The sequence below is a fragment of the Streptomyces sp. TP-A0356 genome (assembly GCF_001417775.1).
In the GTDB taxonomy this organism is placed as follows: domain Bacteria; phylum Actinomycetota; class Actinomycetes; order Streptomycetales; family Streptomycetaceae; genus Streptomyces.
Genome location: NZ_BBZJ01000026.1, coordinates 109,048 through 131,590 on the forward strand (window position 1 = coordinate 109,048; position 22,543 = coordinate 131,590).

Annotated in this window: 16 protein-coding genes, 2 pseudogenes and 1 riboswitch; of the genes and pseudogenes, 10 read left to right on the forward strand and 8 right to left on the reverse strand. The window is 71.5% G+C overall.

Annotated elements, in window-relative coordinates; genetic code table 11:
• Positions 1 to 31 precede the first annotated feature (31 nt).
• The 3 genes from ASC56_RS28050 to ASC56_RS28060 all read left to right on the forward strand — a co-directional run bounded on the left by ASC56_RS28050 (position 32) and on the right by ASC56_RS28060 (position 2,876).
• Positions 32 to 847, forward strand: a complete 816-nt coding sequence (locus ASC56_RS28050; protein WP_055494360.1) for an ABC transporter ATP-binding protein — start codon at positions 32 to 34, stop codon at positions 845 to 847.
• Complete coding sequence (locus ASC56_RS28055) at positions 837 to 1,700, forward strand: ABC transporter permease (protein WP_055494361.1); 864 nt, start codon at positions 837 to 839, stop codon at positions 1,698 to 1,700. The genes ASC56_RS28050 and ASC56_RS28055 overlap by 11 nt, the downstream gene beginning before the upstream one ends.
• 117 nt (positions 1,701 to 1,817) lie before the next feature.
• Positions 1,818 to 2,876: an ABC transporter substrate-binding protein gene (locus ASC56_RS28060; RefSeq protein WP_055494362.1), complete on the forward strand. Its 1,059-nt coding sequence runs from the start codon at positions 1,818 to 1,820 to the stop codon at positions 2,874 to 2,876.
• A 17-nt stretch (positions 2,877 to 2,893) separates the two neighbouring features.
• Here the strand turns inward: ASC56_RS28060 and ASC56_RS28065 are convergent, their stop codons facing one another.
• The 4 genes and pseudogenes from ASC56_RS28065 to ASC56_RS28080 form a co-directional block, all read right to left on the reverse strand.
• A complete protein-coding gene (locus ASC56_RS28065) occupies positions 2,894 to 3,583 on the reverse strand; it encodes a response regulator (RefSeq protein ID WP_055494363.1) in 690 nt (229 codons plus the stop codon).
• Entirely contained in the window at positions 3,580 to 5,313 is a 1,734-nt protein-coding gene (locus ASC56_RS28070; RefSeq protein ID WP_055494364.1) for a sensor histidine kinase, read from the reverse strand. Before ASC56_RS28070 ends, ASC56_RS28065 begins: the two co-directional genes overlap by 4 nt.
• Positions 5,314 to 5,431: 118 nt before the next feature.
• Entirely contained in the window at positions 5,432 to 6,382 is a 951-nt protein-coding gene (locus ASC56_RS28075) for a sucrase ferredoxin (RefSeq protein ID WP_055494365.1), read from the reverse strand.
• Positions 6,383 to 6,499: 117 nt separating this feature from the next.
• Positions 6,500 to 6,685: pseudogene (locus ASC56_RS28080) on the reverse strand (citrate synthase); the annotation flags it as partial.
• Positions 6,686 to 7,052: 367 nt separating this feature from the next.
• Here ASC56_RS28080 and ASC56_RS42180 point away from each other — a divergent pair.
• Positions 7,053 to 7,403, forward strand: a pseudogene (locus ASC56_RS42180) (hypothetical protein); the annotation flags it as partial.
• Here ASC56_RS42180 and ASC56_RS28085 read toward each other — a convergent pair.
• Both ASC56_RS28085 and ASC56_RS28090 read right to left on the reverse strand, forming a co-directional pair.
• A complete protein-coding gene (locus ASC56_RS28085) occupies positions 7,354 to 7,590 on the reverse strand; it encodes a hypothetical protein (RefSeq protein WP_079102746.1) in 237 nt (78 codons plus the stop codon). The pseudogene ASC56_RS42180 and the gene ASC56_RS28085 sit on opposite strands and share 50 nt — an antisense overlap.
• Positions 7,591 to 7,721: 131 nt before the next feature.
• A complete protein-coding gene (locus tag ASC56_RS28090) occupies positions 7,722 to 8,282 on the reverse strand; it encodes a DUF6082 family protein (RefSeq protein WP_055494368.1) in 561 nt (186 codons plus the stop codon).
• Positions 8,283 to 8,653: 371 nt separating this feature from the next.
• Here ASC56_RS28090 and ASC56_RS42185 point away from each other — a divergent pair, with 371 nt between their 5' ends.
• A complete protein-coding gene (locus ASC56_RS42185) occupies positions 8,654 to 9,916 on the forward strand; it encodes a GTP-binding protein (RefSeq protein ID WP_055494369.1) in 1,263 nt (420 codons plus the stop codon).
• A 1-nt stretch (position 9,917) separates the two neighbouring features.
• Here ASC56_RS42185 and ASC56_RS28100 read toward each other — a convergent pair whose 3' ends face one another.
• A complete protein-coding gene (locus ASC56_RS28100) occupies positions 9,918 to 12,374 on the reverse strand; it encodes a DNA topoisomerase (ATP-hydrolyzing) subunit A (RefSeq protein WP_055494370.1) in 2,457 nt (818 codons plus the stop codon).
• A gap of 948 nt (positions 12,375 to 13,322) precedes the next feature.
• Here ASC56_RS28100 and ASC56_RS28105 point away from each other — a divergent pair.
• The 4 genes from ASC56_RS28105 (at position 13,323) to ASC56_RS28120 (ending at position 18,147) form a co-directional block, all read left to right on the forward strand.
• A complete protein-coding gene (locus tag ASC56_RS28105; protein ID WP_079102747.1) occupies positions 13,323 to 14,702 on the forward strand; it encodes a pitrilysin family protein in 1,380 nt (459 codons plus the stop codon).
• Positions 14,699 to 16,087: a pitrilysin family protein gene (locus ASC56_RS28110; RefSeq protein WP_055494372.1), complete on the forward strand. Its 1,389-nt coding sequence runs from the start codon at positions 14,699 to 14,701 to the stop codon at positions 16,085 to 16,087. Before ASC56_RS28105 ends, ASC56_RS28110 begins: the two co-directional genes overlap by 4 nt.
• A 222-nt stretch (positions 16,088 to 16,309) precedes the next feature.
• A riboswitch (cyclic di-AMP (ydaO/yuaA leader) is annotated at positions 16,310 to 16,488 on the forward strand.
• A 12-nt stretch (positions 16,489 to 16,500) separates the two neighbouring features.
• Positions 16,501 to 17,253: a M23 family metallopeptidase gene (locus tag ASC56_RS28115; RefSeq protein ID WP_055494373.1), complete on the forward strand. Its 753-nt coding sequence runs from the start codon at positions 16,501 to 16,503 to the stop codon at positions 17,251 to 17,253.
• Between the two features lie 198 nt (positions 17,254 to 17,451).
• Positions 17,452 to 18,147, forward strand: coding sequence for a GntR family transcriptional regulator (locus ASC56_RS28120; protein WP_055494374.1), 696 nt, complete (start codon positions 17,452 to 17,454; stop codon positions 18,145 to 18,147).
• Between the two features lie 1,080 nt (positions 18,148 to 19,227).
• Here the strand turns inward: ASC56_RS28120 and ASC56_RS28125 are convergent.
• Positions 19,228 to 19,509, reverse strand: coding sequence for an HPr family phosphocarrier protein (locus tag ASC56_RS28125; protein WP_031075909.1), 282 nt, complete (start codon positions 19,507 to 19,509; stop codon positions 19,228 to 19,230).
• Between the two features lie 159 nt (positions 19,510 to 19,668).
• Here ASC56_RS28125 and ASC56_RS28130 point away from each other — a divergent pair, with 159 nt between their 5' ends.
• Positions 19,669 to 22,473: a bifunctional GNAT family N-acetyltransferase/acetate--CoA ligase family protein gene (locus tag ASC56_RS28130; protein WP_055494375.1), complete on the forward strand. Its 2,805-nt coding sequence runs from the start codon at positions 19,669 to 19,671 to the stop codon at positions 22,471 to 22,473.
• Positions 22,474 to 22,543: the final 70 nt, after the last annotated feature.

Sequence of the window (22,543 nt, forward strand, 5' to 3'; positions counted from 1 at the left end):
GTGGCCCGCGCCGCATCTACGGTCCGGGGCCATGAGCGCAGACACCAGCCCCGCCATCGAGCTGCGGGGCGCGAGCAAGACCTTCCGGACCCCGTCAGGCGGTTTGCACACGGCCGTCAGAGGCCTCGATCTGGCCGTGGGGCGCGGTGAGTTCGTCGCCGTCGTCGGGCCCACGGGATGCGGGAAGTCGACGACCCTGACCCTGGTCAGCGGCCTGGAGGAGCCCACCGAGGGCGAGGTCCTGGTGGCCGGCGAGCCGGTCGCGGGAGTCGGGAACAAGGTCGGTTTCGTCTTCCAGCAGGACGCCACCTTCCCCTGGCGCACGGTCCTGTCCAATGTCATGGCGGGCCCGCGCTTCCGCGGCCTACCCAAGGCGGAGGCCAGGCAGAAGGCGCGCGAGTGGCTCGCCCGGGTCGGGCTCGCCGCCTTCGAGGACCGTTACCCCCACCAGCTGTCCGGCGGCCAGCGCAAGCGCGTCGCCCTCGCGGCCACCTTCGTCAACGACCCCGAGATCCTGCTGATGGACGAGCCGTTCTCGGCGCTCGACGTACAGACGAGGGCCCTGATGTCGGACGAACTGCTGGAGCTGTGGGAGGGCACTGGCGCCTCGGTCGTCTTCGTCACCCACGACCTCGAGGAGTCGATCGCGCTGGCCGACAAGGTCGTCGTGATGACCGCCGGACCCGCGACCGTGAAGCACGTCTTCGACATCGACCTGCCGCGGCCGCGCAAGGTCGAGTCGGTGCGGCTGCAGCCGCGGTTCATCGAGATCTACCGCGAGATCTGGGAGTCGCTGGGCGAAGAGGTCCGCATCACGCGCGAGAGGAGTGCCGCCCATGTCGCCTGAGGTCATCTCCGCACCGGCTCCGGTCGGCATGTCCAAGCCCGACCGCGCCCACTCACGCGCGCGTGCCGCCCGCAGACGCAGGATCGTCGTCCTGCTGGCCCGTGTGCTGCTGCTGGTCGCCGTGCTCGGCCTCTGGGAGTGGCTGTCGCGGGCCGAGGCCATCGACCCGTTCAACTTCTCCATGCCGTCGAAGATCTGGGACCAGATCCACACCTGGGTCACCCATGGCACCGCGCTCGGCTCACTCGGCGAGCAGATCTGGGTCACGCTCCACGAGGCGCTGCTCGGCTGGGTCATCGGCGTGGTGGCCGGTGTGCTCTTCGGCATCGCGCTCGGGCGGATCGCCTTCCTCGCCGATGTCCTCGGCCCCTACATCAAGGTGCTCAACTCCATACCCAGGATCGTCCTCGCCCCGATCTTCGTGATCTGGTTCGGGCTCGGGCCGTCCTCCAAGGTGGCGTCGGCCGTCGTCCTGGTCTTCTTCCCGGTCTTCTTCAACGCCTTCCAGGGCGCCCGCGAGGTCGACCGCAACCTGGTCGCCAATGCCCGCATCCTGGGCGCGAGCAACCGGCGCGTGACACTTCAGGTCGTCATCCCGTCGGCCACCTCGTGGATCTTCACCAGCCTCCACGTCAGCTTCGGCTTCGCCCTCATCGGTGCCATCGTCGGTGAGTACATCGGCGCCACCCAGGGCATCGGCCTGCTCGTCGCCCAGTCCCAGGGCACCTTCAACGCGGCCGGCGTGTACGCCGCGATGGTCATCCTCGCGGTCGTCGCGCTGGTGGCCGAGGGACTGCTCACCTTCGCCGAGCGCCGCATCTTCCGCTGGAAGCCGTCGGACTCCGGACACTGACCGCCCCCTGGGGGACGTGATCCACGGCTCCCGCGCACGCCGCTCGAGGCACCTCTTCCTCCTCCCGCACAGCCCACTCACACTCCCGCACAGCCCACTCACAAGGACGTGAACCCCATGCGCACCTCCGCCGGATTCGCCGCCGTCGCCGCGGCCGGCCTGCTCGCCCTCACCTCGCTCACCGCCTGCGCCAACGACGCCGCCTCCACCGCGTCCTCCGCCGGCAGCAAGGGCGACGGCAAGGGCGAGAAGGTCAAGATCATGGTGGGTGGCCTCGACAAGGTCATCTACCTGCCCGCCATGCTCACCCAGCGGCTCGGCCACTTCGACGCGGAGGGCCTCGACGTGGAACTGCTGAGCGAGCCGGCCGGCGTTCAGGCCGAGACCGCGCTCGTCTCCGGCCAGGTCCAGGGGGCCGTCGGCTTCTACGACCACACCCTCGACCTGCAGACCAAGGGCAAGCACGTCGAGTCCGTGGTGCAGTTCTCGCACGCGCCCGGCGAGGTCGAGATCGTCTCCGACAAGCGCGCGAAGGACATCACGTCGCCCAAGGACTTCAAGGGCAGGAAGCTGGGCGTCACCGGACTCGGTTCCTCCACCGACTTCCTCACCAAGTACCTCGCCGTCAAGAACGGGGTGCAGGTCAGCGAGTTCAGTCCGGTCGCCGTGGGCGCCGGCCCGACGTTCGTCTCCGCCCTCCAGAAGGGTTCCATCGACGGCGGTATGACCACGGATCCGACCGTCGCCACGGTCCTGCAGAAGAACCTCGGCAAGGTGCTCATCGACATGCGGACGCCGCAGGGGTCGCAGGCCGCGCTCGGCGGCCCTTACCCGTCGTCCAGCCTCTATATGCAGACCGACTGGGTCAACAGCCACAAGGCCACGGTCCAGAAGCTGGCCAACGCCTTCGTGAAGACCCTGAAGTGGATGTCCTCGCACTCCGCGGACGAGATCGCCGCCAAGATGCCCGCCGACTACTCCCAGGGCGACAACACGCTCTACGCGAGCGCCATCAAGAGCACGCTGCCGATGTTCACCAAGGACGGCGTGATGCCTGCGGACGGCCCCGAGACGGTCGAGAAGGTCCTCAAGGCGTTCAACCCCAACATCCGGAACGCCACCATCGACCTCGGCAAGACCTACACGACGGAGTTCGTGAAGAAGGCCGCGGGCTGAGCCCACCGGCCGTGCCGTCAGGTGCGGGTCGCCCAGACGTAGCGATGCTCGGGGCGGCCCGCGTCGCCGTACTTGAGGGTGAGCGTGGCCCGTCCCGTGCGCTCCAGGAGCTTCAGATAGCGCTGTGCGGTCTGGCGGCTCAGCCCGGTCCGCTCGGCGATCTCCTGGGCGGACAGCGGCCCCTCGGCGCTCACCAGGGCGCGGCGTACGAGCTCCGTCGTGGCGGGGGAGTGGCCCTTGGGCAGCCCCGGCTGCGAACCCACCGACAAGGCGCCGAAGATCCGGTCGACCTCCGCCTGTTCGGCCTCGCCGCCGTCGTCGAGCGTGCGGCGCAGTTCCGCGTACGCCTCCAGCTTGGCGCGCAGGCCCGCGAAGGCGAACGGCTTCACCAGGTACTGGAGTGCGCCGTGCCGCATCGCCGCCTGCACGGTCTGGATGTCACGGGCCGCCGTCACCATGATCACATCGGTCTGATGACCGCGCCGGCGCATCTCCTGCACGACCGAGAGCCCCGTGTCGTCGGGCAGACAGTGGTCCATCAGCACCAGGTCCAGATGCGGCAGCAGCTCCATCTGGTGCAGCGCGTCGGCCGCGGTGTGCGCCTCGCCGGCCACATGGAAGCCGGCCACCTTCGCCACGTACGCGGCGTTGACCCGTGCCACCCGGGTGTCGTCGTCCACGATCAGTACTTCGATCCGCCGGGTCATCGCGACTCCTCCTCGGAGAACGGAACAGGTGTGTCCAGGGTGGGCGTCCGGGGCGCCGGTGCCTCCCGCATCGGGGCGAGAACGCCGCGGCCTCCAGCAGCGGGCCCCGGCGTCAGGCCGGCTTCTTCGAGGGCCTCCGGCAGAACGACGGTGAACTCCGCGCCCCCGCCCTCCGCCTCGCCCACGCGGGCGCTGCCCCCTTGGCGTTCGGCGAGGCGCCGCACCAGGGAGAGGCCGATTCCGCGCTTGCCGTAGGCCGGGGGCTCCTTGGTCGACCATCCGTCCGTGAAGATCAACTCGCGCCGTTCGGCGGGGATTCCGGGCCCCGTGTCGCGCACCCGGAGGACCGCCGTACGGCCCTCGGCGCGCAGTTCGACCTCCACGCGCGCGTGCGGCGTGCCGGCGACGGCGTCCAGGGCGTTGTCGACCAGGTTGCCGACGATCGTGACCAGCCCCCGAGGGTCGATCAACCGGTTCGGCAGCAGCGTCCTGTCCGCGATCCACAGGGCCACGCCCCGCTCGGCGGCGACCGTGGCCTTGCCCACCAACAGGGCCGCCAGCAGCGGATCGTGGATCTTCTCGGTGACCTGTTCCGCGGTGGTCCGGTGATCGCCGACCACCTCGCCGACGAACTCCACCGCGTCCTCGTACATCTCCAGTTCGAGCAGTCCCAGCAGCGTGTGCATGCGGTTGGCGTGCTCGTGGTCCTGGGCGCGCAGGGCGTCGATCAGGCCGCGCGTGGAGTCGAGTTCTCGGCCCAGTTGCTCCAGCTCGGTGCGGTCGCGCAGGGTGGCGACGGCTCCGCCGTCGTCGGTCGGCATACGGTTGGCGACGAGGACGCGCTGACCGCGCACGGTGAGCAGATCGGTGCCGGTGACGCGTCCGGCCAGCACATCGGTCGTACGGCCGTCGCCGAGTGCCGTGTCGAGGGACTGGCCGACGGCTTCGTCACCGATGCCCAGCAGGCGCCGCGCCTCGTCGTTGAGCAGGCGCACCCGGCCGCCCCGGTCCAGGGCGACGACGCCCTCCCTGATGCCGTGCAGCATCGCCTCACGCTCGTCGAGCAACGCCGAGATGTCGGAGAACGCCAGGTCGCGAGTCTGCCGCTGGACCCGGCGCGAGATCAGATACGCGGCCAGCGCGCCGATCGCCAGGGCGGCACCCGCGTACGCGAACAGCTCCGGTATCGCGTGGATCAGCCGGGACCGCACGCTGTCGTACTCGATGCCGACGGAGACCGCGCCGATGATCCTGTCGTCCTCATCCCGCAGCGGCACCTTGCCACGGGCCGAGCGGCCCAGGGTGCCGCTGTCGATCTCCATGACCTCGTTGCCGGCCAGGGCCTCGGTCGGATCGGTCGAGACGACCTTGCCGATCTGCGAGGGATCCCGGTGCGACCAGCGCACCTTCCGCATGTCCATCACCACGACGTACTCGGCCCTGCTGGCCTTGCGGATGCGCTCCGCCTGCGCCTGCACGGGCCCGTCGGGCGACGGCCGCGTCGACTGCAGATCCTCGGCGATCTGTGGCTGGGCCGCCGTGGTCTGCGCGATCGCGAGGGCCTGGCGCATCGCCTGATCGTCCAGCAGATGGCTGAGCGGTGCCAGGAACAGCCCGGTGGCGAGCACGGCGACGCCCGCGGCGACGGCCACCTGCATCAGCAGAAGCTGCGAGAACATCCGCCGCGGCAGACCGAGGCGCAGTCGCCGCACAGGGGGAGATGGGCTCATGCGTACGACGGTACGGGGACGGGCGCGCCCAGCCGTAGGGGGTCGGCGTGGATCGTCCGTGGGGCGTCCGCGGGCGCTGTGACCCGGCGTCCGTGCTCCGCCGCGCAGGGCTTGCGCCTCAGCAGTGCGCGGGGTCGGCGACGACCGCGGTGAGCAACTCCCGCACCGACACCACGTCCATCCGCGCCGGGGAACCGAGCGCCGAGCCGCAGCTCTCCGGGCGGGGCGGCAGGGAGGCGCCCCGTGCCACCATCACGCGCCACAGACGGCCGTCGGTGTGGGCGACGGTGACCTCCCAGCGCGGCGCGGTGCCGTCCGTCCGGACGACGGTCAGCGCGTCCGCGGCGTACTCGTGGGCCGCCGTGCGCACGGCGAGCTCCGCGGCCTGTGCGGGGCGTTCCCAGGCGGAGCTGCCGCGGCATCCCTCGACCACGACGCGCCCGTCACGCACTCCCCGCAGGACCTCTTTGACGTGCGGGGCCGGCGCCCGCCCGTACGCGTATCCGAACGGCAGGACGAGCACCGTGGGCGAGAAGCGGTGGCCGCCCAGATGGGTGACCTCCCAGACCCCGTCTACTCCGGAGGCGGTCAGTTCGGCCGCGAGGGGGCGGCCGAGGAGGGCGCAGCAGCGATCCCGCTTTCCGTTGGTGCAGACGAGAGCAAGTGGGTCGCCCGTGTGGCGCCGACCCTGGAGGACCGAGTCGAAGGTGCGGGGATCGCCCCTGCCGAGCGCCGCGAAGTCCAGGTCGAGCAACTGCTCGGGTTCGCACGTGGTGGCGGCGTGGAGCCATACGTTCCCGGGAACGGTGTGGCCCGCGTACACCTGCCGCACGGCGGGCGCGCCGCAGTCGGCGTGTCGGCCGGGGCGGCGGATCAGCGCGATCCGCACGCCGGTGCCCTCCACGGCCGCTTCGAGGGCGCGACCGAGCGTCGGGTCCAGATGGCTCGATGTGAGCGCCTTGGCACCCCAAGGGCCGGGCTGCTCAAGGAGCAGCCATGTCCTCGCGGTCGCCGCGGTCCCCGCGAGGGGCTCGTCGAGGTCCTGGGACGCGGTCGTGCACGTACTCACAGAGGTGAGCCTAACCTGACTTGGTCGACGGCGACTTCCGGCCCTGCGCGTGGGGCCCCCATTTGGGGCGCGTGCGCCTCCGCACTACCCAGCCGTGCCTCTCAGCCCTCGCCGCACGCCCGCCGTGCGCGGGACGGCGAAGACGGTCTCGCCCGCCGAGGAGGACATCCCGGAGGAGGCCGTGAGGACCGCGGGGGCCGGGTCGACATTGGCGTGCGCGGGCGCGTGGCGGGCCGTCGTGGCCACGATGTCCCGGGCCGCCGCCAGGGCCGGTGCCACGGCCGGTACCTCTTCCAGGAGCGAGACCCGGCCGCACGCGCCCGCGCGCATGTCTCACTCAACGACCGGCTCTTGCCGATGCCCGGTTCCCCGGTGATGTCGACGACTGTGGCCGCGCCGGGCCGACCCAGGCCGGCGAGGACGGCGTCGACCCGGGAGAGCTCCGAGGACCTTCCGATCAGCTGTGTGCGCCGTACGTCCCCCATCGGCGTCCTCTACGTCCCGTTCGTCGACCTCTGTCTGCCTGGCCGAGCATAGATCCGGGCACTGACACGGCAGTTGGGCGAGTCGGCGGTACGTAGATCCGCCGGGGAGGCGGGCGACCTGCCGGGGAACCTCGCGCCGCCGCCGGTGGCAGGCGTTCATGGCGACCACGGCATCCATGACCCGGGCGGCGGAGGTGTCCAGCCGTGTGGAGGCCATCCTGGCCGAGCTGAAGCCCGGCCGCGAACTCCACACGAACGTGGAGTTCCATGCCGGCGTGGTGTGCCGGCGGTGCCGGCGGTGGCCTGAGACGCGCGTGAGGTCCGGCACCGGTCTGGTGTCGGACCTCTTCAGTTCAGTGCGAGCGATGCCCGGGGGTGGTTGGGGCTCGGCTCGCCGTCCGGAGGTGGTGGTCCTCAACGGGGTGGCCAAGAGGGTGGACCTCTGGGGAGGCGGACAGTGGCGGGCGGGCGATGCCGCGACGGCCGCTACTGGTCGGGAATGTCGGCCTTCGCCCGGACAAGGGTCTCCCGGCTGACGATGACGATGCGTTCGTAGTCCGCGCGCGCGGCGTCAGGAGGAAGTTCGCCTTCGAGCGTCGCGGTGGCCTCAGTTCCGATGACGGCGAAATTGCCGTCACTGAGTTCGAAGATGTCCGGGCAGGTTTCAGCGGTCATGCTTCCACGTTCGCGTGGAGAGACACCGATGCGACGCACGATTTTCAAGGGAACCCCGATCCTGTGGTTTCAAGAACTGAAAACGGGGGACAGGGTAGCCTAACGTGACAGAAGTGCAGACGTCCGCCTGTAGGCCAAGTGGCGGTTACCGGCGGCGTGTTGACGAGTTCCGCGCCGCCTCAACGCTGGCCCTGGGGTGGGTCCTCCTCGGGGGGAGGTTCACCCACGACCCACCACTCCTCGGAGTCCGCTTCATCCAGATCGTGGATGAGCGCGTCCATCGTCGCGCCGACCCGGGCCTCCATGGATTCGGCCTTGAGGCTGGCGCGGTGGTGCCGGGTGGCGTCCCAGTATTCGCGGAAGACGACGTTCCGGACCAGCACGCGAAGATGGCCGTGCAGTTCCTCCAGATTCACGACGCCCGCCCGGTATGCGAACAGGGCGTTGGCGTACCACGCGTTGGCGAAGAGGTACTGGCGCCGCCGTGTGGGGGAAGCCGCCTCGATGGTGCTCACGACGGCGGCGAGCTCGGGATCCTCGAGTGCCTTGCCCAGGAGGCTCAGCTGAAGCCTGTGATATGCCCGGAAGCTGTCGGCATCCTCCGCCTCCGCGGCCTGCCGGGGCGGGTCCGTCCGCCGTCGGTGCTGTGTGGCCAGCACCGTCAGGGCTCCCGCCGCGAACGCGAGCCCCGCCATGGCGGCGGAACCCCACACCCGTATCCCTAGCCTCTGTGTGACCATGTCAACCCCCGAATCAGGCGACCGTCCCCCGGTCGTCTTGGTGCGGGTCGACTGAAGGAGACCGGCGAGCGATCGGCGGCGCGCTTGCCGTCTCCCAGGGTGCCGAGCGGCTCTGATCGGCAGGGAGGCGGAGAGGAGGCGCACGGAGGGAAGTGCGGGTCACGTTTACCGGCGCCATGCCCAACGTGTGCCCCCCAAGCGCCGCAAACAATCGTTGACTCCACGGGGTTTGCCCCTACTCGTATCCTGGGGCGGCATTCAATTCTCGTACGAGAGCCGACCCGTTCCGGTGAGAGCCGGTCCATGAGCCGTCCTCGTACGCCCGCCGGAGCGCGATCCGGCGTACGCATCGGTGTGAGAAGGGGCGCACGGTGAGCCAGTCGTCGAGTCCGCAGCAGATCCCGGTCGTCGTACTGGCCGGATTCCTGGGTTCCGGCAAGACGACCCTGCTCAACCACCTTCTCCACCACAGCGGCGGCAGCCGTATCGGTGCCATCGTCAACGACTTCGGTGCCATCGAGATCGACGCCATGGCGGTCGCCGGCGCGCTCGGGGACTCCACGGTCTCCCTCGGCAACGGATGTCTGTGCTGCGCCGTCGACGCCAGTGAGCTCGACCTCTATCTCGACCGCCTCGCCCAGCCCTCCGCGGGCATCGATGTCATCGTCATCGAGGCCAGCGGGCTCGCCGAGCCCCAGGAACTCGTCCGCATGGTGCTGGCCAGCGAGCAGCCGCGCGTCGTCTACGGCGGACTCGTCGAGGTCGTCGACGCGGTGGAGTTCGACGCCACCCGTGCGAAGCACCCGGAGCTCGACCGCCATCTGGCCCTCGCGGATCTCGTCGTCGTCAACAAGACCGACCGGGCGGGCGACACCGAGCGGGTCCTTCGGCTTGTCGGCTCGCTCACCGACGGTGCCGCCGTCGTCCCGGCCGTCCACGGGCGTATCGATCCCGAGTTCCTCTTCGACTGCCGGCCGGCCGAGGAGCGCATCGGGCAGCTGTCCTTCGACGACCTCCACCGGCACGACGGGCCGGACGGGCACGGGCGGGACGGGCACGGGCGGGACGGGCACGGGCCCGACGAGCACGGGCCGGACGGGCGCGGGGCCGACGGGCACGGGCCGGACGGGCGCGGGGCCGACGGATGTGAGTCCGTCGGATGCGGATCGGACGGACATCGATCCGACGGACATCGATCCCACGGATGCGACGGGCATGGGCATGGCAGCTCTCACGTCCATCTGCACGCCGGATACGACAGCCTCTCCTTCCGGTCCACCGTGCCCATGAACCCGCGTCGGCTGCTGGAGTTCCTCGACGGCAGGCCGGAGGGCCTCTACCGGATCAAGGGATACGTCGACTTCGGCGCCGCCGATCCGCGCAATCGGTATGCCGTGCACGCCGTGGGCCGGTTCCTGCGGTTCTATCCGGAGGCATGGAAGGCCGACGAGCAGCGGCTCACCCAGCTCGTCCTCATCGGGTCCGGCATCGACACCGCCGCCCTCCGCAAGGAGCTGGAGGCGTGCGCGGACGACGCCCCACACACTGACGAGCACAGCATGTGGGGGGTCCTTCGCTACGTGCAGGACAAGGAGACCGAGGTCCCCGCGGGCCTCGGCGACCCCGAGGGCTGACCTACACCGGGCCCGCCACCGCCGCCACCGTCCTGGGCAGCGACAAGCCCGAACCGTCGCGCCGCAGGTCGAGCTCCGGCAGCTCCGCCGGTGTGCCGTTCTTCTGCGCGGCCCGCGCCGGTGTCGCGCCGGCCCAGGCCAACGACAGGCAGTCCTCGCCCTTCAGGAACCGTTGGCAGCGCACGCCGCCTGTGGCCCGGCCCTTGCGCGGGAACTGGTCCAACGGCGTCATCTTGGCCGTCGTCTGGACCGAGTCGTCCAGCGTGCCGCGGGAACCGGCCACCGTGAAGACCACCGCGTCGACCGCCGGGTCCACCGCCGTGAAGGAGATCACCTTCGCGTCGTCCGAGAGCTTGATGCCCGCCACGCCGCCCGCGGGGCGGCCCTGCGGACGCACCTGGGACGCCTGGAAGCGCAGCAGTTGCGCGTCGTCGGTGATGAAGACCAGGTCCTCCTCGCCCGTACGCAGCTCCACCGCACCGACGATCCGGTCGCCCTCCTTGAGGGTGATGACCTCCAACTCCTCCTTGTTCGCGGGGTAGTCGGGGACCACACGCTTGACGACGCCCTGCTCCGTGCCGAGCGCGAGGCCCGGGGAGGACTCGTCCAGCGTCGTCAGGCAGACCACCGTCTCGTCCGCCTCCAGGGAGACGAACTCCGAGATCGGCGCGCCCCCGGAGAGGTTCGGCCGGGTCGCCGTCTCCGGCAGCTGGGGCAGGTCGATCACGTTCAGCCGCAGCAGCCGTCCGGCGGACGTCACCGCCCCCACCTCGCCGCGCGCCGTCGCCGGGACGGCGGAGACGATCACGTCGTGCTTCGCGCGCCTGCCCTCGGTGTCCTCCGCGAACGGATCGCCGTTCGCCGTACGCGCCAGCAGGCCCGTCGACGACAGCAGCACCCGGCAGGGGGCGTCCTCGACCTGGAGCGAGACCGTCGGGGCCGGGGCGCCGGAGGACTCCAGCAGCACCGTGCGCCGCTCCGTGCCGAACTTCTTGGCCACCGCGGCCAGTTCCGCGGAGACCAGCTTGCGCAGCTCGGCGTCCGACTCCAGGATCCGGGTCAGCTCCTCGATCTCGGCTTCGAGCCGGTCCTTCTCCGCCTCCAACTCGATCCGGTCGTACTTGGTGAGGCGGCGCAGCGGGGTGTCGAGGATGTACTGCGTCTGGACCTCGCTCAGCGAGAAGCGCTCCATCAGGCGCTCCTTGGCCTGCGCGGAGTTCTCGCTGGAACGGATCAGACGGATGACCTCGTCGATGTCCACCAGCGCCGTGAGCAGGCCCTCGACCAGGTGGAGCCGGTCGCGCCTCTTGGCACGGCGGAACTCCGAGCGACGGCGGACGACGTCGAAGCGGTGGTCGAGGTAGACCTCCAGCAACTCCTTGAGACCCAGCGTCAGCGGCTGGCCGTCGACCAGCGCCACGTTGTTGATGCCGAAGGACTCCTCCATCGGGGTCAGCTTGTAGAGCTGCTCCAGGACCGCCTCCGGCACGAAGCCGTTCTTGATCTCGATGACCAGGCGCAGGCCGTGCTCGCGGTCGGTGAGGTCCTTGACGTCGGCGATGCCCTGCAGCTTCTTCGACCCGACCAGGTCCTTGATCTTGGCGATCACCTTCTCCGGCCCGACCGTGAAGGGCAGTTCGGTGACGACCAGGCCCTTGCGGCGCGCCGTCACGTCCTCCACCGAGACCGTGGCGCGGATCTTGAAGGTGCCGCGGCCCGTCTCGTAGGCGTCCCGGATGCCCGAGAGGCCGACGATCCGGCCGCCGGTGGGCAGGTCGGGACCGGGGACATGCCTCATCAGGGTGTCCAGATCCGCGTTCGGGTGGCGGATCAGGTGGCGCGCGGCCGCGACGACCTCGCCCAGGTTGTGCGGCGGCATGTTCGTGGCCATGCCGACCGCGATGCCCGACGCGCCGTTCACCAGGAGGTTGGGGAAGGCGGCGGGCAGGGCCAGCGGCTCCTGCTCCTGGCCGTCGTAGTTGGGCACGAAGTCGACCGTGTCCTCGTCGATCGACTCGGTCATCAGGCTGGTCGCCATGGCCATGCGGCACTCGGTGTACCGCATGGCGGCCGGCGGGTCGTCGTTGCCCAGCGAGCCGAAGTTGCCGTGGCCGTCGACCAGGGGCACACGCATGGAGAAGGGCTGGGCCATGCGCACCAGGGCGTCGTAGATCGACGCGTCGCCGTGCGGGTGCAGCTTGCCCATCACCTCGCCGACGACGCGGGCGCACTTCACATAGCCGCGCTCGGGGCGCAGCCCCATCTCGTTCATCTGGTAGACGATCCGCCGGTGCACCGGCTTGAGGCCGTCGCGGGCGTCCGGCAGGGCCCTGGAGTAGATGACCGAGTACGCGTACTCGAGGAAGGAGCCCTGCATCTCGTCGACGACGTCGATGTCGAGGATCTTCTCCTCGTACGAGTCGTCGGGCGGCGGGGTCTTCGTGCTGCGGCGGGCCATTGCTGCCGGCTCCTTCACAGTCTGCGCTGGGCATGAACGGGATCTGTCGCGGACCATTGTGGACCGCCGCACCGACAACGCGGACCATGCCCCTTCCTCCAGGGGTCCGTTGCCCCGGGGCCACGTGCCCCGCGGCGGCCCGGTCGTACGGCGGCACGGCCGCCCACGACGGCGATGCGCTCCCACCGGGCACGCGCGGGAAGCGGCCCCGGGGACGATCTCGCGGCCGGTGCCGGCCCTGCACCGCGATCACTCACGTACGGTCTCCGTGCTCCGCGACCCGACCGCGCGCGTGCCTCCTGGACGGTCATCCCGGTCGCGCACCCCGAGCGTGCGCGTGTGGTCTGCCCGGGTCGGCACCCTGCCGCGTCCCGCGAGCGTTTGGCGTGCCGCGTCGCCATCCCTGGTCGCGTAGCCCGGGCGTCCGCGTGTGGTCTGCCGGGGTCGGCGCCACTGCGGCGTCCCGCGAGCGTGCGCGTGTGGCCTCCCGCGTCGCCATCCTGGTCGCGCCCCCGGGCATCCCCGTGCGGTACCCCACGTCGGCACCCGGCCGGGCGCGCGGAGCGTCCCCGCACGGCTTCCCGGCGCCCGCCCCTGGCCGTGCACCCCGAGGCTTCGGCGCCCGCCCCTGGCCGTGCACCCCGAGGTTTCGGCGTCCACCCCCGGGCGTGCGCCCCCGAGGTTTCGGCGTCCGCCCCTGGCCGTCCACCCCCGAGGCTTCGGCGCTCGCCCCGGCCGTGCACCCCGAGGCTTCGTATGCCGCTGCCCGGCGCCGGCGCTCGGTGCTCGTCAACCTCGTGCGCAGTCGCCTACCCCCCGTAATCCTCGTCTCGCTCTCGGCGTACGTCGCCCGGGAACTTCGCCACCTGTCCGCACGCTTGCATACAGTGACAGCACCGGCAGGAAACCGCGGTTTCCGCGACAGCTTCCGCGATCGAAGGGACGTACATGCCCATGGGTCACACGGCCACAGCCGAGGCAGGCTCCGGGGGCCTGACAGCGACCGAGCACCGCCTGGCCAACGGTCTGCGCGTGGTGCTCTCAGAGGACCACCTGACCCCGGTCGCGGCGGTGTGCCTCTGGTACGACGTCGGCTCCCGCCACGAGGTCGAGGGGCGCACCGGCCTTGCCCACCTCTTCGAGCACCTGATGTTCCAGGGTTCGGGACAGGTCAAGGGCAACGGCCACTTCGAGCTGGTGCAGGGCGCAGGCGGCTCGCTGAACGGCACCACGAGTTTCGAGCGCACGAACTACTTCGAGACCATGCCGGCCCACCAGCTGGAGCTCGCCCTGTGGCTGGAGGCCGACCGCATGGGCTCGCTGCTGGCCGCCCTCGACGACGAGTCCATGGAGAACCAGCGGGACGTCGTGAAGAACGAGCGCCGTCAGCGCTACGACAACGTGCCCTACGGCACCGCCTTCGAGAAGCTGACCGCGCTCGCCTACCCGGAGGGCCACCCGTACCACCACACGCCGATCGGGTCGATGGCGGACCTGGACGCGGCCACCCTGGAGGACGCGCGCGCCTTCTTCCGCACCTACTACGCACCCAACAACGCCGTCCTCTCCGTCGTCGGCGACATCGATCCCGAGCAGACCCTCGCCTGGATCGAGAAGTACTTCGGCTCCATCCCGTCGCACGACGGCAAGCCCGAGCCCCGCGACGGCTCGCTGCCCGACATCATCGGCGAACAGTTGCGCGAGGTCGTCGAGGAGGAGGTCCCGGCGCGCGCCCTGATGGCCGCCTACCGGCTGCCGCACGACGGCACGCGCGCGGCCGACGCGGCCGACCTGGCGCTCACCATCCTGGGCGGCGGCGAGTCCTCCCGCCTCTACAACCGGCTCGTGCGGCGTGACCGCACAGCCGTCGCCGCCGGCTTCGGTCTGCTGCGGCTCGCCGGAGCGCCCTCCCTGGGCTGGCTGGACGTGAAGACCTCGGGCGACGTCGAGGTGCCCGTCATCGAGGCGGCCATCGACGAGGAGCTCGCCCGGTTCGCCGAGCAGGGGCCCACGGCCGAGGAAATGGAGCGCGCCCAGGCCCAGTTGGAGCGCGAGTGGCTGGATCGCCTCGGCACGGTCGCGGGCCGCGCCGACGAACTGTGCCGGTACGCCGTGCTGTTCGGGGACCCGCAGCTCGCCCTGACCGCCGTGCGGCGCGTGCTGGACGTGACCGCCGAGGAGGTGCAGGAGATGGCCAAGGCCCGGCTGCGCCCCGACAACCGTGCGGTGCTGGTGTACGAGCCGGTCGCGGCCGAGGCCGACGCCCGGGAAGCCGCCGAAAACACTGCCGCCGAAGGCACGAGCAACGACGAGGAGTCGGCGAAGTGAGCGAGCTCGCGACCATGGACTTCCATCCCCAGCCCCACGCCGGCGAAGCCCGGCCCTGGGCGTTCCCGGCCCCCGAGCGCGGCACGCTGGACAACGGCCTGACCGTGCTGCGCTGCCACCGTCCCGGCCAGCAGGTCGTCGCCGTCGAGGTGCTTCTCGACGCGCCCCTGGACGCGGAGCCGGCCGGCCTCGACGGCGTCGCCACGATCATGGCGCGCGCCTTCTCCGAGGGCACCGACAAGCACTCCGCCGAGGAGTTCGCCGCCGAACTGGAGCGTTGCGGTGCCACTCTCGACTCGCACGCCGACCACCCCGGCGTCCGCCTCTCCCTCGAAGTGCCCGTCTCCCGCCTCCCCAAGGCGCTCGGGCTGCTCGCCGACGCCCTGAGGTCGCCGGCGTTCGAGGACAGCGAGGTGGAGCGGCTGGTGCGCAACCGCCTCGACGAGATCCCGCACGAGATGGCCAATCCGGCCCGGCGCGCCGCCAAGGAGCTCTCCAAGGAGCTGTTCCCGGCGTCCTCGCGCATGTCGCGCCCCCGCCAGGGCACCGAGGAGACGGTCGCGAACATCGACGCCGCGGCCGTCCGCGCCTTCTACGAGCGGCACGTACGCCCCGCGACGGCCTCCGCCGTCGTGGTGGGCGACCTCACCGGGATCGAACTCGACGAGCTTCTCGGGGAGACGCTGGGCGCCTGGACGGGTGCGCCCGCCAAGCCCCGCCCGGTGCCGCCGGTGACCGCCGACGACACCGGCCGCGTGATCATCGTGGACCGTCCCGGGGCCGTCCAGACGCAGCTGCTCATCGGCCGCATCGGCGCCGACCGCCACGACCGTGTGTGGCCCGCCCAGGTGCTCGGCACCTATTGCCTCGGCGGCACCCTCACCTCCCGCCTGGACCGCGTCCTGCGCGAGGAGAAGGGCTACACCTACGGTGTGCGGGCGTTCGGCCAGGTGCTGCGTTCGGCGCCCGACGGCACGGGCGCCGCGATGCTGGCCATCAGCGGCTCCGTCGACACGCCGAACACCGGGCCAGCCCTCGACGACCTGTGCAAGGTGCTGCGCACCCTCGCCGCCGAGGGGCTGACGGACGCCGAGCGCGACATCGCCGTGCAGAACCTGGTGGGCGTGGCCCCGCTCAAGTTCGAGACCGCGGCGGCCGTCGCGAGCACGCTCGCCGACCAGGTCGAACAGCACCTTCCGGACGACTACCAGGCGACGCTCTATCAGGAGCTCGCCGCGACGGGCACGGTGGAGGCCACGGCCGCCGTCGTGAACGCGTTCCCGGTGGACCGTCTGGTGACCGTTCTGGTGGGCGACGCCTCCCAGATCCAGGAGCCCGTCAAGGCGCTCGGCATCGGTGAAGTGAGCGTCGTGACGGCCGAGTAGAGCGGTTCCGTACGCCGCGCGTGGCGGCGGCGTGCCGAGGGCCCCGGTGACTCTTCCGTCACCGGGGCCAGCCTCTTGGGCGTTTGTCCGTATTGCCACAGAGGTTGCCTCTCTGCCCTGTGGGATGCGCTACAAATGCCCCGATCGGTTTGGTGATCGAAACAGGGCCCTTCTAGCGTCGTCCGGGCTGTCCGTCAGGCAGTGCGCCGCACCCGCGGCACCGGACAGTCATCGCCGAGTCCCCGTACGGCGCGAGCCAGGGGAGCCGGGGACCCGCCCTCCTGTCGCCGCTTCGCGGCTGGAGGGGCCCAAGTTCCTGGGGTGAATCGGGCGTGAGCCCGTAGGAGACCTTCCTGCTCCGAACCCGTCAGCTAACCCGGTAGGCGAGAGGGAAGGAAAGGACCAGCCACTTCATGGCGTTCACCTGCGCCACCGGGAAGCACCGACGTCCCAGCCGTGCGAAGCGTACGACCACGAACGCCATGGGCGTCGCGGCGCTCACCACCACCGGCGTCATCGGCACCCTGGCAGCCCCGGCGCTCGCCGCCGGCACCCCCGTAGAGCAGACCGGACTGATCCGGGCCGTCACCCTCGGCGACTCGGTCGCGGAGAAGATCAGCGCCCAGGCCGCCGCCCAGAAGCAGGCCGCCGAGCAGAAGCAGGCCGCGGAGGCCGCGCGCAGGCAGGCCGCCGAGAAGGCCGCGAAGGAGCGCGAGGCGAAGGAGCGCGCCGCACGTGACGCCGAGCGCAGGCGGCTGAACGCCTTCGTGGCGCCGATCTACGACTCGTTCGTCTCCGTCGGCTACAAGTCCGGCGGCTCCCTGTGGTCCTCCGGGGCCCACACCGGCATCGACTTCCACGCCGCCACGGGCACCCCCGTGCACGCGGTCGGCGCCGGCACCGTCATCGACACGGGCTGGGGCGGCGCGTACGGCAACCAGATCGTCATCAAGATGAACGACGGCACCTACACGCAGTACGGCCACCTGTCGTCCATCGGTGTCTCCGCGGGCCAGCAGGTCACGCCGGGTCAGCAGATAGCCCTCTCCGGGGCCACCGGCAACGTCACCGGGCCGCACCTTCATTTCGAGGCGCGTACGTCCGCGGAGTACGGCTCGGACATCGACCCCGTCGCCTACCTTCGGGCACACGGTGTGAACGTCTGACAACGCGGCTCCGGCAGGAGCGCCGCGTGTGATGGCCCCGGCTCATGGACCGGGGCCATCGTCGTTTCGGACGGCCGTCTGTCCAAAAAATATCCCCGGATTCCGGCCTCCCGTCGGAAATTCCGGTCCGCTGCAATAGAGTCGGTTGAACACACGTCAATCGGCGACGTTTCACGCGGATTAAGGCGGAGGTCGGTCATGCGTATTCCGGCACACTCGGTATGCACGGCGATCCGCGATGACATCGTCGCGGGTGTCTACGAGCGGGGCGGCCGGCTCACCGAGGAGCTCCTCGCGCGTCGCTACGGAGTCTCGCGGGTCCCCGTGCGGGAGGCCCTGCGGACGCTGGAGGCCGAGGGCTTCGTCGTCACCCGCAGACACGCGGGCGCGTGTGTGGCGGAACCGACCGAGCAGGAGGCGTCCGACCTCCTGGAGATGCGGCTGCTGCTGGAGCCGCTGGGTGCCGCGCGAGCCGCGCAGCGCCGCACGGAGGCCCATCTCAAGGTGCTGCGGGGCCTGGTCAGACTGGGCCAGGAACGAGCCAGGCGGGGCAACAGCGAGGATCTGCGCTCTCTGGGTGGCTGGTTCCACGAGACGCTCGCGCAGGCCTGCGGGAGCCCGGCGCTGACCTCGACGCTCGCCCAGTTGCGGCACAAGATCGCCTGGATGTACACGGCCGAGGCGTCGGCCAGTCCGGTGGAGTCCTGGGCGGAGCACGGCGGCATCGTGGACGCCGTCGCGCGCGGCGACAGTGAGCGGGCGCGGGCGATCACGGCGTTGCACACCGAGCGCGCGACCGCCGCGCACCGGCTCCGCTTTCCCGGCCAAGGGGAGCGGGCGGACCGTGTGAGGACTTCGCAACACGCCGTAAACATGTCGGGGGTGCGGCATTAACACGGGCGCCGTATACAAAGAGGGATATTCGGCTGGTCCTATTCCGGCTGCCCTTGTTCCGGCGTGCCCTGGAATTCGGATGCCCATGCCTTCTGTGTGCCTTGCGCGGATTTCCGGGCGGCACGCTGAATTTCTCATGCGCGACGAACGACGGAGGTCGCCACACGCAAAGGGCGCGTCGGCGCGCGGCTCGAAGAGAGCCCTGCGCGCGCACGGCGCCCAGCCGCGCCCCGGGGCCGCCGACGCCATGCGGTCGGCGCGCGGGGTCGTGTTGCGTCGGAGGGGCGGGAGGGCATGGCATCCCGCGGCGGCGGAGGTTGGTGGTCGCCGCACCCACAGGTCCTTGCATGTGCGCCGCGGGGAGTGTCCGCATCCTTCGAACTGCGGTGCGGGTGCCACATGGCGCCGTGCCACGCGCCGAGTGATCGCCGCGCGCATTGGGCTCCGCGCCGGCGCGCTTCGGGCGGCGAGCGCGGGGCGTATGCCGCACACGCACCGCTCACTCGCCCCCGCCCCGCCCGATCGCCCTGGCGGGCGTGGAGCCGCGTCCGTGGGCCCATGGTGCGACGGTCCAGCCGTGCCCGGGTGATGGCCCGCGCCCGACCGGGGATCGCCCGTGCGGGGCCGGTGATGGGCCGCCCCTGACCGGTGATGGCCCGCGACCGACGGGTGATGGCCCGTGCCTGACCGGTGATGGCCCGTGCCCGACGGGTGATGGCCCGTGCCTGACCGGTGATGGCCCGTGCCCGACGGGTGATGGCCCGCGTCTGACCGGTGATGGCCCGCGTCTGACCGGTGATGGCCCGCGCCCGACGGGTGATGGCCCGTGCCTGACCGGTGATGGCCCGTGCCTGACCGGTGATGGCCCGCGACCGACCGGTGATGGCCCGCGACCGACCGGTGATCGCCCGTGCGGGGCCGGTGATGGCCCGTGCGGGGCCCGTGTCCGTCGGTTGCCCGGCGTCCGTACCTGGATGCCGTCGCCCGGTGCCCTACGGCTGCCGTGTGCGGGTGCGTACGCGACGGAGCCGCGTCCGCCGTGAAGGCCGACGCGGCTCCGCCGTGCAGGTGCCCGAAGGGTCAGACGGTCTCGGGAAGCTCCTCAAGACCCTCGGCGACGAGCTTGGCCAGACGGTCCAGGGCGGCGTCGGCGCCCTCCGCGTCGGAGGCGAGGACGATCTCCTCCCCGCCCTGGGCGCCCAGGCCGAGAACCGCCAGCATGGACGCGGCGTTGACCGGGTTGCCGCCGGCCTTGGCGATGGTCACGGGAACGCCGGAGGCCGTGGCTGCCCGGACGAAGATGGAGGCGGGGCGGGCGTGAAGGCCCTCGGCCCAGCCGACGTTGACGCGGCGCTCAGCCATGTGATGCTGCCCTTCAGGTGTCTCAGGGTTGTCTAGACCAGTTTCCCATATGGTGAAGCGTGCCCGGAGCGGGCGTCGGTCCCGTCCCCGGGCGGGCCCGAACCGGTCCCCTTAGCCTGCCTCGCGCCGTTGTCGGACGCGAGCCTTACTCTGGGGCCCATGCAGACCGCGTCGGACCGGCACGAGTACCCCGCTCACTGGGAGGCCGACGTGGTGCTGCGCGACGGCGGTACCGCGCGCATCAGGCCCATCACCGTCGACGACGCCGAGCGCCTCGTCAGCTTCTACGAGCAGGTCTCGGACGAGTCGAAGTACTACCGCTTCTTCGCGCCGTACCCTCGCCTGTCCGCCAAGGACGTCCACCGCTTCACGCACCACGACTTTGTGGACAGGGTGGGACTCGCGGCCACGGTCGGCGGCGAGTTCATCGCAACCGTACGCTATGACCGCATCGGCACCGACGGGATGCCCGCCTCGGCTCCCGCCGACGAGGCCGAGGTCGCGTTCCTCGTGCAGGACGCGCACCAGGGGCGGGGCGTCGCCTCCGCCCTCCTCGAACACATCGCGGCGGTGGCCCGGGAGCGCGGCATCCGCCGGTTCGCCGCCGAGGTGCTTCCCGCCAACACCAAGATGATCAAGGTGTTCACCGACGCCGGGTACCAGCAGAAGCGCAGCTTCGAGGACGGCGTCGTACGTCTGGAGTTCGACCTGGAGCCCACCGACCGCTCGGTGGCCGTGCAGCGCGCGCGGGAGCAGCGGGCCGAGGCGCGATCCGTGCAGCGACTGCTCGCGCCCGGCTCGGTCGCCGTCATCGGTGCGGGCCGGGCGCCCGGGGGAGTGGGCCACAGCGTCCTCGGCAACCTCAGGGAGGCCGGGTTCACCGGCCGCCTGTACGCGGTGAACAGGGCGTTCGGTGAAGGGCAGAAGGACCTCGACGGGGTCCCCGCCCACCGGTCCGTCCGTGAGATCGCCGAGCCGGTCGACCTCGCCGTCGTCGCCGTCCCCGCCGAGCGCGTCCCGGAGGTGGTCGCCGAGTGCGGCGAGCACGGGGTGCAGGGGCTCGTGGTCATCTCGGCGGGATACGCCGAGAGCGGGCCGGACGGCCGGGAGCGGCAGCGGGAACTGGTGCGGCAGGCCCGGTCGTACGGGATGCGGATCATCGGGCCGAACGCCTTCGGGGTCATCAACACCTCGCCGGAGGTCCGGCTCAACGCGTCCCTCGCGCCCCAGATGCCGCGCCCCGGACGCATAGGACTGTTCGCCCAGTCCGGCGCCATCGGCATCGCGCTGCTGTCGAGGCTTCATCGGCGCGGGGGAGGCGTCACCGGGGTCACCGGCGTGTCGACCTTCGTGTCCTCCGGCAACCGGGCCGACGTCTCGGGCAACGACGTCCTGCAGTACTGGTACGAGGACCCAGACACCGACGTGGCGCTGATGTACCTGGAGACCATCGGCAACCCGCGCAAGTTCACCCGGCTCGCGCGCCGCACGGCGGCGGCCAAGCCGCTGGTGGTGGTGCAGGGGGCACGCCACGGAGGCGCGCCGCAGGGGCATGCCGTACGAGCCACGCGGCTGCCCCACGCCACGGTGTCCGCGCTGCTGCGCCAGGCAGGGGTGATCCGCGTGGACACGATCACGGAACTGGTCGACGCGGGACTGCTGCTGGCCCGGCAGCCGCTGCCCACCGGGCCACGGGTGGCGATCCTGGGGAACTCCGAGTCGCTGGGGCTGCTGACGTACGACGCGTGTCTGGCCGAGGGGCTGCGGCCGTTGCCGCCGCACGACCTGACCACCGCGGCCTCGGCCGAGGACTTCCACCGGGCGCTGTCCGCGGCGCTGGCCGACGACGCGTGCGACGCCGTCGTCGTGACGGCGATCCCGGCGGTCGGCGAGACCCCGGCACAGGACGCCGCGCTCGCGGAGGCGCTTCGGTCGGCCGCGGCGGCGGCCCCCGCCAAGCCGGTGCTCGTGGTGCACGTGGAGCTCGGCGGGCTCGCGGAGGCGCTGTCCGCGGCGGCCAGCACCTCGCCCCGGGCCCAGCGCGGCGACCTGCCGCGCCCCGCGCAGCGCCCACCCACCACGGTGGAGGCCCCGGACGGGGCCCGCCTCATCCCCGCCTACCCCGCCGCCGAGCGTGCCGTGCGCGCCCTCGCCGAAGCCGTCAGGTACGCGCAGTGGCGGCGCGAGGCCGCCGACCCCGGCAAGGTGCCCGAGTACGACGACATCGACGAGAAGGGCGCCGCCGAACTGATCCACGGCCTGCTCGCACGGGGGCAGGGGCTGACCCTCGGCACCGACGAGACCTGCGACCTGCTCGCGCGCTACGGCATCCACGTGCGCAGGGCGCTGCCCGCTCCCACGCCCGAGGCCGCCGCCGAGGCCGCCCGCGCCATCGGCTACCCGGTGGCCCTCAAGGCCACCGCCCCGCACCTGCGGCACCGCGCCGACCTGGGCGGCGTCCGCCTGGACCTGGCCGACGAGGAGCAACTGCGCCGGGCGTACGCCGAGTTGACCGAGCTGTTCGGGAAGCCGGAGGAGCTGCGGCCGGTCGTCCAGGGCATGGCGCCACGCGGCGTCGACACGTTCGTACGGGCCGTCATCGATCCGGCGGCCGGAGCCGTGCTGTCGTTCGGGCTCGCCGGGGCGGCCTCGCAGCTGCTCGGCGACACGGAGCACCGCTTGATTCCGGTCACCGACCGCGATGCCGCCTCCCTGATCCGGTCGATCCGGACGGCCCCCCTCCTGTTCGGCTGGCGCGGCTCCGCCCCCGTCGACACACCCGCCCTCGAAGAGGTGATGCTGCGCGTGTCGCGGCTGGTCGACGACCATCCGGAGGTCGTGGCGGTCACCCTGGAGCCCGTCGTCGTCTCCCCGCGCGGCCTGAGTGTGCTGGGCGCCACCGCGCGGCTCGCGCCGCCGCCCGCCCGCGACGACCTCGGCCCGAGGACGCTCCCGGTGTACTGAGAGGTCGCTCCCGGTGTACTGAGCGGACGGTCCGGGTCTACTGAGCGGCGGCGAGCGGTGCCGCGCAGTC

Excerpts from the sequence above, each read along its gene's own strand:
- ASC56_RS28055 (WP_055494361.1), top strand. The coding sequence starts at position 837 with ATGTCGCCTGAGGTCATCTCCGCACCGGCTCCGGTCGGCATGTCCAAG.
- ASC56_RS28060 (WP_055494362.1), top strand. The coding sequence starts at position 1,818 with ATGCGCACCTCCGCCGGATTCGCCGCCGTCGCCGCGGCCGGCCTGCTC.
- ASC56_RS28120 (WP_055494374.1), top strand. The coding sequence starts at position 17,452 with ATGCGTATTCCGGCACACTCGGTATGCACGGCGATCCGCGATGACATC.
- ASC56_RS28130 (WP_055494375.1), top strand. The coding sequence starts at position 19,669 with ATGCAGACCGCGTCGGACCGGCACGAGTACCCCGCTCACTGGGAGGCC.
- ASC56_RS28050 (WP_055494360.1), top strand. The coding sequence starts at position 32 with ATGAGCGCAGACACCAGCCCCGCCATCGAGCTGCGGGGCGCGAGCAAG.
- ASC56_RS28070 (WP_055494364.1), bottom strand. The coding sequence starts at position 5,313 with ATGAGCCCATCTCCCCCTGTGCGGCGACTGCGCCTCGGTCTGCCGCGG.
- ASC56_RS28105 (WP_079102747.1), top strand. The coding sequence starts at position 13,323 with ATGCCCATGGGTCACACGGCCACAGCCGAGGCAGGCTCCGGGGGCCTG.
- ASC56_RS28090 (WP_055494368.1), bottom strand. The coding sequence starts at position 8,282 with ATGGTCACACAGAGGCTAGGGATACGGGTGTGGGGTTCCGCCGCCATG.
- ASC56_RS28115 (WP_055494373.1), top strand. The coding sequence starts at position 16,501 with ATGGCGTTCACCTGCGCCACCGGGAAGCACCGACGTCCCAGCCGTGCG.
- ASC56_RS28065 (WP_055494363.1), bottom strand. The coding sequence starts at position 3,583 with ATGACCCGGCGGATCGAAGTACTGATCGTGGACGACGACACCCGGGTG.
- ASC56_RS28100 (WP_055494370.1), bottom strand. The coding sequence starts at position 12,374 with ATGGCCCGCCGCAGCACGAAGACCCCGCCGCCCGACGACTCGTACGAG.
- ASC56_RS28125 (WP_031075909.1), bottom strand. The coding sequence starts at position 19,509 with ATGGCTGAGCGCCGCGTCAACGTCGGCTGGGCCGAGGGCCTTCACGCC.